The organism is Streptomyces sp. NPDC015242, assembly GCF_043079125.1.
In the GTDB taxonomy this organism is placed as follows: Bacteria; Actinomycetota; Actinomycetes; order Streptomycetales; family Streptomycetaceae; genus Streptomyces.
Window position 1 is genome coordinate 168390 of sequence record NZ_JBIBUF010000002.1, and the last position, 14613, is coordinate 183002.

A 14613-nucleotide genomic window follows, 5' to 3' on the forward strand; every position below is an offset into this window, starting at 1 on the left:
ACCCGCCGCCTCCCGTTCTCAGCCCACGGTCATGGTGCCGGTGAGCGTGAGGTCCGGTCCCTGGCTGTCACGGGGGTGGGCGGTGAGCTTCCAGGTGTGGGTGCCGCCCGTGGGGCTTCCGGTGTCCGTGGTGCCGTCCCAGGCGGGGCGCACGGCGGCTCCGGTGGAGGAGCCGGTCAGGGTGCGCACGACCGTGCCGAAGGCGTTGGTGAGGGTCAGGGTCCAGGTGGACGGCTTGTTCAGCTGCCACACCGGCGCCCAGGGGAACGACCTGCCGATCACGGACGGCGAGGGGACCTGGGCCTCCATCTGCGCGAGGGGCGAGGTGGGGACGCCGCCGGGGACGATCGACACCTCGCCGTACGTGCCGTTGAGGTAGGCGATGTGGCCGCCGAAGCGGTCGACGGCCCAGCGGCCGTTGCTGCCGCCGGTGTTCTGGTCGGTGGCGGGCAGCGTGACCAGCGTGCGGGTGGTGGCGGTGCCGGTGTGGAAGTCGGTGAGCAGCAGTTCGTGCGTGGTGCGGTTCTCGCGGAGCAGGAAGCCGTCGCCGAGGCGGGCCGGGCCGTGGTCGGCCGGGACCGTGATCCTGCGGTTCGTGGCACGGTCGAGGACGCCGGCGGTGCCGCCGCAGGTCCAGTAGAGCCAGGCGTTGACGGCCTGCAGGTCCGTGGGGGTGCAGGGGGCGCCGGTGGTGACGGTGGTGGTCGTGCCGGTCTTGAGGTTGCGGCCGGTGGCGGTGCCCTGGGCGGTGCCCGGGGTCCACAGGGTCTGGCCCCAGACCGCGGCGGCGGTGCGGTCGCGGGTGAGGACGGTCGTGCCGCTCGTGGCGCCGCGCGGGAAGTCGACGACCCGCTGCTTGCCGGAGGCGCCGTTGTAGAGCACGTAGCGGCCGGTGCTGCCGGCGATGCGGCCGCCGGAGTCGCCGTCGGTGGGCGCGGTGAGGAGGGTGGTGGTGTCCAGGCCGGTGTTCACCACGGACTCCTCCCCGTTCGCGTCGGTGTGCAGGTGGCTGACCCGGCCGTCGCCCAGGGCTTCGAGCTGGGGGCAGGCGGCGTCGCCGCCGAGGCAGGTGGGGGCGGACAGAGCCGGGCTGCGGGGGGTCTGACGGCCGGTGGGCCGGCCGGTGGCGTCCAGCTGGAAGCCGCTGTAGCGCAGTGCGGCCCCGGGCGTGGCGCCGTGCAGGAGCAGTTCGCCGCCGGCGACGGCGAGTCCCTGGACGGCGGTCGGGGCGGCGGGGACCCGGGCCGCCTCGGTGGTGGTGAGGCCGCCGTCGGCGGTGAGGCGGATGCGGTGGATGTTCCAGTCGAGGCTGGACGGGCCCGCGGTGGCCAGGGCGCCGCCGTCCAGCGTCGGGCCGATGCCGCCGAACGACGAGCGCAGCACGGTCTCGGTGGCGCCGGTGGTCAGGGAGCGGGCGGTCAGGGCCGCCTCGGTGCCGCCCAGCACGAAGCTCGGGTTGCCGATCAGGAGCCAGTCGCCCACGACCGCCTCCGGCCGGCCGTCGGTCCTGGTCAGGGCGGTGGGCTCGGTGCCGGGCGCGGAGTCGACCCGGATCGCCCGCCAGTCGGCGACGAGCCAGCGGTCGTTGAAGGCGAACTCCGGGGTGGGCTCGTCTCCGGTGACGTAGGTGCGGAAGGTGCCGTCGGTGAGGTCGACCAGGCCCACGGATGTCCTGCCGTCCAGCACGTGCACGATCGCCAGGCGGGTGGCCGAGCCGCCGGTGCGGTAGAGGACGGGCCGGGCGCCCGTGGGGAAGCCGGTGACCGGGGTGTCCGCGGTGGCCGTGCCGTCGGCGCGCAGGACGTGCAGGGCGCCGGCGGAGTCCAGGGTCAGCACGCTCCAGCCCACGGCGGCCCGGTAGGTCTGGCCGGAGGGGACGGTGACGGTGGCGGTGACCCCGGTGGAGCGGTGCTTCTGCACGACCTTCTGCCCGTCGCGCGTGGTCACGACGTCCGTGCCGCTCGCCGGGTCTTCGGGGCCGGCGTGGGCGGGCGGGACCGCGTCGGGGTAGTCCACCGTGGTGACCGAGGTGGTGCCCGGCCGGTACTGGAAGCCGGACGCTCCGGCCCACGGGTAGTCGACGGTCACGCGCTTCTCCGTGACGAGCTGCACCGTGCCGGCCGGTTCGCCCGCCGCCGCGGCGGCCTGCGCGGGCACGGCCTGCACGGAGCAGGCCAGGGCCAGCACCCCGCCCGCGGCCGCGTGGACGAGTCTTCGTGAACGGCTCATGTTCCTCTCCCCCTGCACCAGGGCGCACACGCGTTCCGTGTGCACAGGAGGCATCCAACGTCCCCATCGGGGACGGAAGTCGGCCGGACCGGTGAACTCCGGGTGACGGCTGGGCGGACACGGCGAGGGCGGCGCCCGAACCGGACGCCGCCCTCGGGGGAACCGTGTCGTTACGCGGCCAGCTTCGCCAGCGCCGCGTCGATCCGGGCCAGGGTCTTCTCCTTGCCCAGGATCTCCAGGGACTCGAACAGCGGCAGGCCGACCGTGCGGCCGGTGACGGCGACCCGGACGGGCGCCTGGGCCTTGCCGAGCTTGAGGCCGTGGGCCTCACCGGCGGCCAGGACGGCCTCCTTCAGCGACTCGGCGGAGGTCCAGTCGGCCGCCTCCAGCTTCTCGCGGGCCGTGCGCAGCAGGGCGTCCGAGCCCTCCTTCATGGCCTTGTTCCAGGAGGCCTCGTCCTCGGCCGGCTCCGGCAGGAAGAGGAAGTCGACGTTGTCGGTGATCTCGGAGAGCACCTTGAGGCGGGTCTGCGCGTGCGGGGCGATGGCCTGCCACTTCGCCTCGTCGAAGGCCTCCGGGGCCCATGGGGCGAACGGCGCCTGGAGCCACGGGCGGCAGCGCTCCGTGAAGTCCTTCACGTCCAGCATGCGGATGTGATCGCCGTTGATGGCCTCGCACTTCTTCAGGTCGAAGCGGGCCGGGTTCGGGTTCACGTCGGAGATGTCGAACGCGGCGATCATCTCGTCGATGGAGAAGACGTCCTGGTCGGCCGAGAGGGACCAGCCGAGCAGGGAGAGGTAGTTGAGCAGGCCCTCGGGGAGGAAGCCGCGCTCCCGGTACAGGTTCAGGCTGGACTGCGGGTCGCGCTTGGAGAGCTTCTTGTTGCCCTCGCCCATCACGTACGGCAGGTGGCCGAAGGAGGGGATCTCCTGGGCGACGCCCAGCTCGATCAGCGCCTTGTACAGGGCGATCTGGCGGGGGGTGGAGGAGAGCAGGTCCTCGCCGCGCAGGACGTGGGTGATCTCCATCAGGGCGTCGTCGACCGGGTTCACCAGGGTGTACAGCGGGGCGCCGTTGGCGCGGACGATGCCGTAGTCCGGGACGTTCTCCGGGGTGAAGGTGAGCTCGCCGCGGACCAGGTCGGTGAAGGTGATCGTCTCGTCGGGCATCCGGAAGCGGACGATCGGCTCGCGGCCCTGGGCCTTGTACTCCTCGACCTGCGCGTCGGTCAGCTCGCGGCAGTGGCCGTCGTAGCCGGAGGGCCTGCCGGCGGCGCGGGCGGCCTCGCGGCGGGTGTCCAGCTCCTCCTGGGAGCAGTAGCAGTGGTAGGCGTGGCCGGCGTCGAGCAGCCTGGCGGCGACGTCCTTGTACAGGTCCATGCGCTGCGACTGGCGGTACGGCGCGTGCGGGCCGCCGACCTCGGGGCCCTCGTCCCAGTCGAAGCCCAGCCAGCGCATCGAGTCGAGCAGCTGGGTGTACGACTCCTCGGAGTCGCGGGCCGCGTCGGTGTCCTCGATGCGGAAGACCAGGGTGCCCTGGTGGTGCTTGGCGAACGCCCAGTTGAACAGGGCGGTGCGCACCAGGCCCACGTGGGGGTTGCCGGTGGGCGACGGGCAGAAACGGACACGGACTGCTGGGGCGGATGCGCTAGCCACGCTTGACAACCTTGTTGGTGAGAGTGCCGATGCCTTCGATGGTGACGGCGACCTCGTCGCCGACGTTCAGGGGGCCGACCCCAGCCGGGGTGCCCGTGAGGATCACGTCGCCGGGGAGCAGCGTCATGGCCTCGGAGATGTTGACGATCAGGTCCTCGACGGAGTGGATCATCTCGCTGGTGCGGCCGAGCTGGCGCTGCTGCCCGTTGACCGTGAGCTGGATGGTCAGGTCGGAGGGGTCGAGGTCGGTCTCCACCCAGGGGCCGAGCGGGCAGGAGCTGTCGAAGCCCTTGGCGCGGGCCCACTGCTTCTCGCGCTTCTGGACGTCGCGGGCGGTGATGTCGTTGGCGCAGGTGTAGCCGAAGATCACGTCCTTGACGCGCTCGCGCGGGACCTCGCGGCACATCCGGCCGATGACCACGGCCAGCTCGGCCTCGTGGTGCACCTCCTCGGAGAAGGAGGGGTACTGGATCTCGTCGCCGGGGCCGATCACGGAGGTGGACGGCTTGAAGAAGGCGAAGGGGGCCTCGGGCACCTCGTTGCCCAGCTCGCGCGCGTGCTCCGCGTAGTTGCGGCCGAAGGCCACGACCTTGTTGGGGAGCACCGGCGGCAGCAGCCTCACCTTGCCGACCGGGACCTTCGTGCCGGAGAGCTCGTAGTCCGCGAACGGGATGCCCTTGATGATGTCCAGGACGAGCTCGTCCTGCTTCTCACCCTCGATGGCGCCGAAGGCGACGTTCCCGTCGATGGAGAATCTGGCGATGCGCACGGGATGCTTGGCCCCTTGACTGAAGCGGCTGGAGTCTGACGCTCCAGGCTAACGCGGGGAGGTGTCCCCGCAGCGCGCACGACCGAGGGGCGCCCCCGTCGCGGGGGCGCCCCTCGAAGTTCGTATCCTGCCGCGGTGAGCATCCCGCGGCCGGCACGCGTATGTCCCGGTGTCACTCCGCGGCCGCGCCGGCCGCGACGGGGATCTCCATGAGGACGGTGCGCTTGGGGTTGGCGGTCTGGGTGGGCAGTTCGACACGGTGCTCCGGCTGTTCCGGCGTCTGCAGTGCGTCGGCACCGGCGAGGTGCGCCAGCGTCGTGCGCCGCGGGTTGGCGATCTTGTGGAACATCGTCGTCGTCTTCACTGTTTACGTGACCCTGTCCTGTGACGGGCGCCGCGAGGGTGCGTGACCCCCGCCCGGGCGCGGGTTGTCGGTTTTGCCATCTCTGTAAAGCGTCAGGCTAAACATGGGATTCCCGGCCGGATCGCGGAGAGGTCGCGATCAGCGTGTGAGTTTGCTCACGAAGTAGGGGGCGAAACGGTCAATCCGGACGCACGCCGCACTGCGACGAAGCGGACATTGACCCCCTGAAGCCATCATTCCGCTCCTGATCATGGCGACTGGGACACCTGTCACCGCTCAGCGACTCGCGGGCATATGCCCGAAATGGGCAACTCCCTTTCTACGACCGGTGATCCGGTCCTCACGTGGTGTCACCTATGTCACGGCCTGGCCTACGAGCCTTGTTGGAGATCCTGTGCTGTGCTGGAATGCCACGGACCGCCGCGGGATCGAGCCGGCGCACAGGGGGCGCACAGACGCGCCGAGTGGCGGCCAGAAGGGGGAGCCAGCGCCGGTCACTCACGACCACCACGGGGGCGTACTCAGGGCGTCCCCAGAACGCCGACACCGTGCCCCGCCGTTCATCCGACGGGGTGCCTGGTCCAGAGGTTGCGACGCTAGTGCAGGGACGTTTCAAGAGGGATGGCAACGCTTCGGCGGAGCCGGAGCCGCACGGCGGGACTGGCCCCATGAATGGCGGCCCCTCGCCCCAGCACGCCCAGAACCCGGGCCCCGCCGGTGACGGCGGTGAGCGCCCCGGGCGCCCCGGCACGTCGGCCCCCTCGGGGCCCGCGAACCCGGCCCCGCCCCTGAAGCCGCCGGCCGGCCCCACCGGCCCCGGCCCGCGAATAGCCCTGCGCAACTGGCGCATCTCCACCCGTCTGGTGTCGCTGCTCGCGCTCCCGGTGGTCGCGGCCACCTCGCTGGGCGCGCTGCGCATCAACCAGTCCATGGACGACATCCAGCAGCTCGACAACATGAAGCTGCTGACGGACATGACGAAGCAGGCCACCGAGCTGTCCGCCGCCCTCCAGGAGGAGCGCGACCAGTCGGCCGGCCCGCTCGCGCACGGCGGCAAGGCGACCGACTTCACGGTCAAGGGCCTGCGGGAGAAGACCGACCGGGCGCGCAAGAACTTCCTCGACAGCTCAGAGGAGATCGACAGCGCCAGCAAGGACGGCAACCTCAGGGGCGTCCGCGAGTACCTCATCCAGATCGCCGGCGAGCTCGGCGACCTGGAGCAGATCCGCAAGAACGCCTACGCGTCCGAGGACAACTCGACCCAGACGATCGAGGCCTACCACCGTCTGATCGAGAACCTGATCGACCTCTCCCAGGACATGGCCGAGGCGACCAGCAACCCGGACATGATCCAGCGCACGCGTGCGCTGGCCGCGTTCTCCTCCGCCAAGGAGTACTCCTCGATCCAGCGCGCGGCCCTCGCCGCGGCGCTGCCCGCCAGCAACACCACGACCGGCAAGCTCTCCCCTAACGACCGGCTCTACGCCCAGTCGGCCCTGGAGAGCCAGAAGTCCGAGATCCGCAGCTTCAAGAGCATCTACGGCGAGGACACCGCCGCCGAGCTGCTCAAGCCGATCGAGGACGGCGGCAACTCCACGATCAAGGCGACCGACACCTACGCGGGCCGCGCCCTGATCTCCGCGGGCGGTCTCGCCCAGCAGGACAAGCGCTCCTACCGCGACTGGCTGGACGACAGCTCCACCAAGATCCAGCAGATGAAGAACATCGAGCACACCCTGCTCGAGGAGATGGAACAGAAGGCCCGCGAGCTGCGCAGCGCCACCGAGCGCGACGCGATCATCTCCGGTGCCCTGATCCTCATCGTGCTCGGTGTGTCGCTGGTCGGCGCCTTCGTGGTGGCCCGCTCCATGATCCGCTCGCTGCGCCGGCTGGAGGAGACCGCCACCAAGGTCGCCTCCGACCGGCTGCCCGAGCTGGTCAAGCAGCTGTCCGAGTCCGACCCGCAGGACGTCGACACGTCCGTGGAGTCGGTCGGTGTGCACTCCCGGGACGAGATCGGCCGGGTGGCCGCGGCCTTCGACGACGTGCACCGCGAGGCGGTCCGCCTCGCCGCCGAGCAGGCCCTGCTGCGGGGCAACGTCAACGCGATGTTCACCAACCTCTCGCGCCGCTCCCAGGGCCTCATCCAGCGTCAGCTGTCGCTCATCTCCGAACTGGAGTCCCGCGAGGCCGACCCGGACCAGCTGTCGTCGCTGTTCAAGCTCGACCACCTCGCCACCCGCATGCGCCGTAACGGCGAGAACCTCCTCGTCCTCGCCGGTGAGGAGCCCGGCCGGCGCTGGACCCGCCCGGTCCCGCTGGTCGACGTGCTGCGCGCCGCCGCGTCCGAGGTGGAGCAGTACGAGCGCATCGAGCTGGCCTCCGTGCCGACGACCGAGGTCGCCGGCCGCGTGGTCAACGACCTCGTGCACCTGCTCGCCGAGCTGCTGGAGAACGCGACCTCGTTCTCCTCGCCGCAGACCAAGGTCAAGGTCACCGGTCACGCCCTGCCCGACGGCCGGGTGCTGATCGAGATCCACGACACCGGTATCGGCCTGTCCCCCGAGGACCTCGCGGCGATCAACGAGCGGCTCGCCTCTCCCCCGACGGTGGACGTCTCCGTCTCCCGGCGCATGGGTCTGTTCGTGGTCGGCCGGCTGTCCCAGCGGCACGGCATCCGCATCCAGCTCCGCCCGTCCGACTCCGGTGGCACGACCGCGCTGGTCATGCTCCCCGTCGACGTCGCCCAGGGCGGCAAGAAGCCCCAGCCCAAGCAGCCCGGCCAGCCGCCGCTCGGCGGTGGCGGTCCGGCCGCGGCGCAGGCCGCGGCCGGTGCGGCGGCGGCCCGGCGGGCCGCCGGTGCCGGCCAGAACGGCGGCGCCCTCGGCGCCGGGGCCTCCGGCGGCGGTGCCTTCGGCGGCGGCGCGAACGCCGGCGGCCGGCTCGGTGCCGGCCAGGGCCCGCGGGCCGCGCTGCCCGGACGCGACGGCGACGCCGGCCGGCCGGCCGGTCAGGGGGGCGCGCGCGGACCGCAGGGTCCGGGCACCTCGATGTTCGAGCAGGGTCCGCCCGCGCAGGGCCGCCCCTCCCCCCAGCCCTCGGCCCCGTTCGAGCAGGGGGCGCCCGCATCGGCGGGTGCGGGTGGGTTCGGCCAGGCGCCGGGCGCCCCGCAGGGCCTGCAGGCCGCGGGCACCGGCGGGCCGCAGGACGCCTTCGGCGGCGGCCGCGGCCGCGGCCGGCCGCAGCAGGGCGGCAACCGCGAGCAGGGCAAGGGCCGTCGGCCGCAGTTGCCGCCGCGCGGTGGCCCGCGGGCCGAGCTGCCCGGCGGCGACCCGCAGCCGCGCGTGCCGAGCTGGAGCGACGAGAACGCCCAGCCGCAGGTGCGCCCCTCCGCGGACGCCCCGCGCGGCCACGAGGAGCCGGACGTCTCCCGGACGTCCGCCCTGCCGCGCGTCGACGACCGCCAGGGCCCCGGCTCGACGGCGGAGATGCCGGCCGTGCCGCGCGGCGGCGACCGCCAGAACCCGGCCGACTTCGGCGGCTCCCAGGACCAGTACGACCCGAACACGGGCCAGTTCGTCCGGCCGGACGTCTTCGGCGCCCCGGCCGGCCGCCGCGACCCGTCCCCCGCGACGGGCCAGTACCCGGCCCCGCAGGCCCCGCAGGCCTACGACAACGGGTCCACGGGCCAGTACCCGGCCCCGCAGGCTCCGCAGGCCTACGACAACGGCTCGACCGGGCAGTACCCGGCTCCCCGCCAGGACAACGGCTCCACGGGCCAGTACCCCGCACAGCGGCAGGGCAACGGCTCCGGCCGTCCCCCGCTGCCCGGTCCGGCCACCCCGGCCGACCCGGCGGGCACGGGCCAGTTCGAGCGGCCTCAGGTCAACGGCGGCCGCGACGGCTCCGACTTCGGCGCCCCGCGTCCGCCCGCCCCGCAGCCCCGGCCCGTCCGGCAGGAGCCCGAGGCGCTGCCGCCGGCCACCGGCCCGGGCGACGGGCGTACCCCGCTGTACGACACGCTCGAGACCAACTGGTTCCACGGGCAGCAGGAGCAGCAGCCTTCGCAGGGCAACGGCTCGGCTCCGGCCGCTCCCCAGCAACCGCAGCAGCCGCAGGGACCCACCGGTCCTCAGCGGTCCACCCCCGCCGGCTGGCGCACTTCGCCGAACGACGACCTCGTCCGCCAGGCAGAGCGCGTCCGCCAGCCCGCGGCGGGCGGGGTCACCACCTCCGGCCTGCCCCGCCGGGTGCCCCGGGCGAACCTCGTCCCGGGCACGGCTCAGCAGCAACCGCACCAAAGCGGTCCGCAGGTCTCGCGCGCCCCTGATGACGTGCGCGGCCGGCTGACCAACCTCCGTCGAGGTATCGCACAGGGTCGTCAGGCCGGATCCACCCAGACCGGCAGCTTCCCGCGGCCCACTCACCAGCAGGAGCGTTAGTTGAGTCCGATGAGCCAGGCGGCACAGAACCTGAACTGGTTGATCACCAACTTCGTGGACAACACCCCCGGGGTGTCCCACACCGTCGTCGTGTCCGCCGACGGCCTCCTCCTGGCGATGTCGGAGGGCTTCCCGCGCGACCGCGCGGACCAGCTCGCGGCCGTCGCCTCGGGGCTGACGTCCCTGACCGCGGGCGCCTCCCGGATCTTCGAGGGCGGCGACGTGGCGCAGACGGTCGTGGAGATGGAGCGGGGATTCCTCTTCCTCATGTCCGTCTCCGACGGCTCGTCCCTGGCCGTCCTCGCGCACCCCGAGTGCGACATCGGCCTCGTCGGCTACGAGATGGCGCTCCTGGTCGACCGCGCCGGCGCGGTCCTGACCCCCGACCTGCGAGCCGAGCTCCAAGGCAGTCTGCTCCACTGATCGGCCCCGGCACCACCCGTCTCACCACATCACCGTCCGGCCGCCACACACCCCACACAGGCCCCGTCAGACGGCTTGATCTGACCGACTTGCTGTCCCGCCCGGAGGACCCATGACCCCGCCCACCGCCTCTCATGATCCGTACGCGGAGCCGTACGAGGACGAGGGCGACCAGCCGCTGGTACGGCCGTACGCCATGACCGGCGGCCGGACCCGGCCGCGCTATCAGCTCGCCATCGAGGCACTGATCAGTACGACCGCGGACCCCGCCGCGCTCATGGGACTGCTCCCGGAGCACCAGCGGATCTGCCACCTGTGCCGTGAGGTCAAGTCGGTGGCCGAGGTCTCCGCCCTGCTCAACATGCCGCTGGGTGTGGCGCGCATCCTGGTCGCGGACCTCGCTGAGGCCGGTCTCGTCGCGATCCACCAGCCGGGCGGCGACGAGGCCACCGGTGCGCCGGACGTGACACTGCTCGAAAGGGTGCTCAGTGGACTTCGCAAGCTCTGACGCGGGTCGTTCCACCACCTCCGCGAAGATCGTGGTGGCGGGCGGCTTCGGCGTGGGCAAGACCACGTTCGTCGGCGCCGTCTCGGAGATCAACCCGCTGCGCACCGAGGCCGTGATGACCTCGGCCAGCGCGGGGATCGACGACCTGACGCACACCGGGGACAAGACCACCACCACGGTGGCCATGGACTTCGGCCGTATCACCCTGGACCAGGACCTGATCCTGTACCTCTTCGGTACGCCCGGTCAGGACCGCTTCTGGTTCATGTGGGACGACCTGGTGCGCGGCGCCATCGGCGCGGTGGTGCTCGTGGACACCCGGCGCCTGGCGGACTGCTTCCCGGCCGTCGACTACTTCGAGAACTCGGGTCTGCCGTTCGTCATCGCCCTCAACGGCTTCGACGGCCAGCAGCCCTACACCCCGGACGAGGTGCGCGAGGCGCTCCAGATCGGTCCGGACACCCCGATCATCACCACCGACGCCCGGCACCGCGCCGATGCGAAGAGTGCCCTGATCACGCTGGTGGAGCACGCTCTGATGGCTCGGCTGAGGTAGCACCCAATTCTGAAGCGCTATACGGCAGTTGTCGTAGATACACCGGAGCCGGCTGTGTCCTTTGACACGGTCGGCCACGGTGTTCATAACGTTTCGGCAGAGGAATGGGGTGGTACGGCCACGCGTCGCGCACATCCGGTCTCGCTGCGCGCACGATCGCCCCGCCTTTTGGCGGGGCTCGCTCTTTATGACCGTTTTATCTGGGGCTCACACCCCCCTGAATCCCTGCCCTCGACTGTTTGGAAGAGCGCAGGTCGTCGTGCTGGAATGCCTGAACTGCCCAATAGTCAATGACGTACTCGTCCGACGAGGACGTGGTTGGGCTCTGAGACACTGCGGCACATGGTTGGTGCCGACCGCCGAGAGGTTGTTGGTCGAGTGAGGCGAAGCAAGAACAGTCCCGAGCCGTCGGCCCGGGGCAACTTCACCCCGCCGCCGCGCACAGCGGCGCCCGCCCCCGTGCCCGGTTCGGAGCCGTCGGCCGCGCCCGCCCGGAGCGGTGGCCGCCTCTCCCCCCGCAACTGGCGCGTGGCGACCCGGCTGAACGCGATCCTGCTCATACCCGTGCTGGTCGGCCTCGTCATGGGCGGCTTCCAGGTGAAGAGCTCGATCGACACCTGGCAGGAGGCCGAGGACGCCGAGAACACGGCGCGCCTGGTCCGCGCCTCGCTGCTCTACGCCAACGCCCTCTACAACGAGCGGGACGCCTCGGCCGCGCCGCTGCTGAAGGGCAGCGCCCAGACCGCCCAGGACAAGGCGACCGTCACCCAGGTCCGCAAGGCCACCGACGAGGCCGCCGACGCCTTCGACGCCGCCGCCCAGAACATGCCGGCCAAACCCGGCCTGGAGCGCCGGCTGAAGCTGTTCCGCGAGGCGGAGCCGAAGCTGCAGACGCTGCGCCAGGTCGCCTACACCTCCAAGCTGAAGGGCGTCCAGACCGAAGAGGGCTACGTCGAGGTCGCCCACCCGCTGACCGAGTTCGCCAACGAGCTCGGTCTCGGCACCGGCAACATCACCAGCTACGGCCGGACCGTGTACGCCATCGAGCTCACCAAGGCGGCCCTGTCGCTGCAGCGCTCGATCGGCATGCACATCCTGATCAAGCCGGGCCCCGACGACGGCAACCTGGCCAGCCAGCGCGTCGCCCTGTCCTCGTACGCCTACCTCGAGCGCATCGCCGTGCAGGAGTACATCGGCGGTGGCACCGAGCAGGACGCGGCCAAGCTCGAGGAGGCCGAGGCCAAGCTCAAGGCCGACGGCGCCGCGATGGCCCGCGAGGCCAAGGCCAAGAACCCGGACTACGTCCCCCCGCCGGCCAACCCGACGACGATGATCTCCGCCGTCGCGACGCTGCAGAGCACCGACCCGAGCGCCCGCGCCGCCCTCGCCGAGAGGGGCATCACCGCCGAGAACTGGTGGGCGGTCAACACGCTCAAGTTCAACGCGTACGAGAAGATCGAGACGGACCTGGCCGACAAGGCCGTGAGCGAAGCGTCCGACATCGCCGACAGCGCCCAGCGCGACGCCTACATCACCGGTGCCGCCGTCGTCGTCGCCCTGCTGCTGGCCTTCATCCTGGCCGGCGCGGTCGCCCGCCAGATGAGCCGCTCGATGCGCCAGCTGCGCAACGCCGCCTTCGGCATCGCCGAGCAGCGCCTGCCGATGCTGGTCGACCAGCTCTCGCGCACCGACCCGGGCCGCGTCGACACCCGCGTCCAGGCCATCCCGATCACCACCACCGACGAGATCGGCGAGGTCGCCCGCGCCTTCGACCAGGTCCACCGCGAGGCCGTCCGGCTCGCCGCCGAGCAGGCCCTGCTGCGGGGCAACATCAACGCGATCTTCACCAACCTCTCGCGCCGCAACCAGTCGCTGATCGAGGGCCAGCTGACCCTGATCACCGACCTGGAGAACAACGAGGCCGACCCGGACCAGCTGGAGAACCTCTTCAAGCTGGACCACCTGGCGACCCGTATGCGCCGCAACGGCGAGAACCTCCTCGTCCTCGCCGGCGAAGAGCCCGGCCGCCGCTGGGACCAGCCGGTGCCGCTGGTCGACGTGCTGCGCGCCGCCTCCTCCGAGGTGGAGCAGTACGAGCGCATCGAGCTGTCGGGCGTGCCGGAGGCCGAGATCCACGGCCGGGCCGTGACCGACCTCGTGCACCTGCTCGCCGAGCTGCTGGAGAACGCCACCACGTTCTCCTCCCCGCAGACCAAGGTCCGCGTCACCGCGACCCGGCTGCCCGACGGCCGCGTGATGATCGAGATCCACGACAAGGGCATCGGCCTGACCGCCGAGGACTTCGCGGACATCAACCACAAGCTGGCCAACCCGCCGACCGTGGACGCCGCGATCTCCCAGCGCATGGGCCTGTTCGTGGTCGGCCGGCTGTCGGACCGGCACGGCATCCGCGTCCAGCTGCGCCCCTCGGGCGAGCAGGCCGGCACCACCTCGCTGGTCATGCTGCCCGACGCGATCACGCACGGCGGTGGCGGCGAGCAGCACGTGGACCGCGACGAGTTCACCGTCTCGCAGATCATCCCCGAGCAGAACTTCGGCGGCGAGAACTTCGGCCAGCCGATGCGCACGGCCGCGGAGCTGGGCTTCGACGACAGCCGCTACGCGGACGTCCCCGACGACATACGCGAGCTGGACCCGGTCGGCCGCTCCCTGATGCGTGAGGAGCGCCGGGCGGCCCTGGAGGCCCACAACCAGGGCGAGCAGACCGCCCTGCCCGGCGGCAACGCCCAGGAGCAGGCCGAAGCGCCCGCCTACCAGGACGAGTTCGGCGGGCAGCAGGACTACGGCCAGAACTACGACACCGGCCGGACCGGCTACCCGGAGCAGCAGCCCTCCCCGTACGACTCCCAGCAGGCGTACGAGGGGCAGCAGGCGGCGTACGAGGAGCCGCAGCGGGCGGCGTACGACGAGCAGTACTACGCGCCGAACGGCGGCCTGCCGCAGAACGACACCTTCTCGCCGAACGGGGGCTACCCGGACCCCGCCTATGCGGAGCCGTCCCGCGAGGAGCCCGGGGGGCAGGGCGCGGGCGTGCCCGACAGCTTCCCCGCGTTCGAGCAGCGGCGTCACCAGGACGACTGGCCGCAGCAGGAGGGTTACCAGAACGGCTACCCGAACCAGTACCCTTCTGAGGCCCAGGAAACGGAATCTGCGCAGGCCGCTGACGCGAGTGAGCAGGACCGCGTAGGCTTCGACCGTCCGGGACCGGCCTCCCCCGCCGCACACGCGCTGACCGACGCCGGGCTTCCCCGCCGCGGAGCCACCGCCGGCGGTGCGAACGGCACGGGTGGCGCACGGCACGTGAGCCAGGAGCCGCCGGCCTCCACGCAGGAGAGCAACGGCGACAGCGACTGGCGCTCGGCCAACGACGAGCGGTGGCAGCAGGCCTCGCAGCTCCGGAAGCCCAAGGCGGGCGGGGTCACCTCCTCCGGCCTGCCGCGGCGGGTCCCCAAGGCCAACCTGATCGAGGGGTCCGCCGAGAGCACTCCCCAGGGAGGCCCACAGGTCTCCCGCGCCCCGGAGGACGTCCGGGGCAGGCTGAGCAACCTGCGCCGGGGTGTCCAACGCGGACGCAGCGCAGGCAGTGAAACGAACGGCCAGGGCTTCGGTCCTGACAGCACCTACAACCAGGAGCGTTAGTGTGAGC

At 71.9% G+C, this 14613-nt stretch carries 9 protein-coding genes; 5 read left to right on the forward strand and 4 right to left on the reverse strand.

Annotation, left to right across the window (positions count from 1 at the left end; translation table 11 throughout):
- Positions 1–18: 18 nt before the first annotated feature.
- The 4 genes from ACF07N_RS06245 to ACF07N_RS06260 all read right to left on the reverse strand — a co-directional run bounded on the left by ACF07N_RS06245 (position 19) and on the right by ACF07N_RS06260 (position 5017).
- On the reverse strand, positions 19–2229 hold the full coding sequence (locus ACF07N_RS06245) for a hypothetical protein (RefSeq protein WP_392109085.1): 2211 nt from the start codon (positions 2227–2229) through the stop codon (positions 19–21).
- A 170-nt stretch (positions 2230–2399) separates the two neighbouring features.
- Positions 2400–3884, reverse strand: a complete 1485-nt coding sequence (gene gltX, locus ACF07N_RS06250) for a glutamate--tRNA ligase (RefSeq protein ID WP_392109088.1) — start codon at positions 3882–3884, stop codon at positions 2400–2402.
- Positions 3877–4653: a fumarylacetoacetate hydrolase family protein gene (locus tag ACF07N_RS06255; RefSeq protein ID WP_362281880.1), complete on the reverse strand. Its 777-nt coding sequence runs from the start codon at positions 4651–4653 to the stop codon at positions 3877–3879. Before ACF07N_RS06255 ends, gltX begins: the two co-directional genes overlap by 8 nt.
- A 172-nt stretch (positions 4654–4825) precedes the next feature.
- Positions 4826–5017, reverse strand: coding sequence for a hypothetical protein (locus ACF07N_RS06260; RefSeq protein ID WP_392111142.1), 192 nt, complete (start codon positions 5015–5017; stop codon positions 4826–4828).
- Between the two features lie 599 nt (positions 5018–5616).
- Between ACF07N_RS06260 and ACF07N_RS06265 the strand changes: the two genes are divergently transcribed.
- The 5 genes from ACF07N_RS06265 (at position 5617) to ACF07N_RS06285 (ending at position 14606) form a co-directional block, all read left to right on the forward strand.
- Positions 5617–9459 carry a nitrate- and nitrite sensing domain-containing protein gene (locus ACF07N_RS06265; RefSeq protein WP_392109091.1) on the forward strand — a complete coding sequence of 1281 codons (3843 nt, stop codon included), beginning with the start codon at positions 5617–5619 and terminating at the stop codon, positions 9457–9459.
- A gap of 9 nt (positions 9460–9468) precedes the next feature.
- Positions 9469–9882 (forward strand): roadblock/LC7 domain-containing protein, encoded by a 414-nt coding sequence (locus ACF07N_RS06270; RefSeq protein ID WP_005479910.1) that lies wholly within the window; start codon positions 9469–9471, stop codon positions 9880–9882.
- 112 nt (positions 9883–9994) lie between these two features.
- Positions 9995–10390 carry a DUF742 domain-containing protein gene (locus tag ACF07N_RS06275; protein ID WP_031121441.1) on the forward strand — a complete coding sequence of 132 codons (396 nt, stop codon included), beginning with the start codon at positions 9995–9997 and terminating at the stop codon, positions 10388–10390.
- Entirely contained in the window at positions 10371–10946 is a 576-nt protein-coding gene (locus ACF07N_RS06280; protein ID WP_020271455.1) for an ATP/GTP-binding protein, read from the forward strand. The genes ACF07N_RS06275 and ACF07N_RS06280 overlap by 20 nt, the downstream gene beginning before the upstream one ends.
- Before the next feature lie 378 nt (positions 10947–11324).
- Positions 11325–14606, forward strand: a complete 3282-nt coding sequence (locus ACF07N_RS06285) for a nitrate- and nitrite sensing domain-containing protein (RefSeq protein WP_392109094.1) — start codon at positions 11325–11327, stop codon at positions 14604–14606.
- Positions 14607–14613: the final 7 nt, after the last annotated feature.

What these genes read in the sequence shown, in the direction of transcription:
- ACF07N_RS06275 (WP_031121441.1), top strand. Translation starts at nt 9,995, where the DNA reads ATGACCCCGCCCACCGCCTCTCATGATCCGTACGCGGAGCCGTACGAG.
- ACF07N_RS06270 (WP_005479910.1), top strand. Translation starts at nt 9,469, where the DNA reads ATGAGCCAGGCGGCACAGAACCTGAACTGGTTGATCACCAACTTCGTG.
- ACF07N_RS06245 (WP_392109085.1), bottom strand. Translation starts at nt 2,229, where the DNA reads ATGAGCCGTTCACGAAGACTCGTCCACGCGGCCGCGGGCGGGGTGCTG.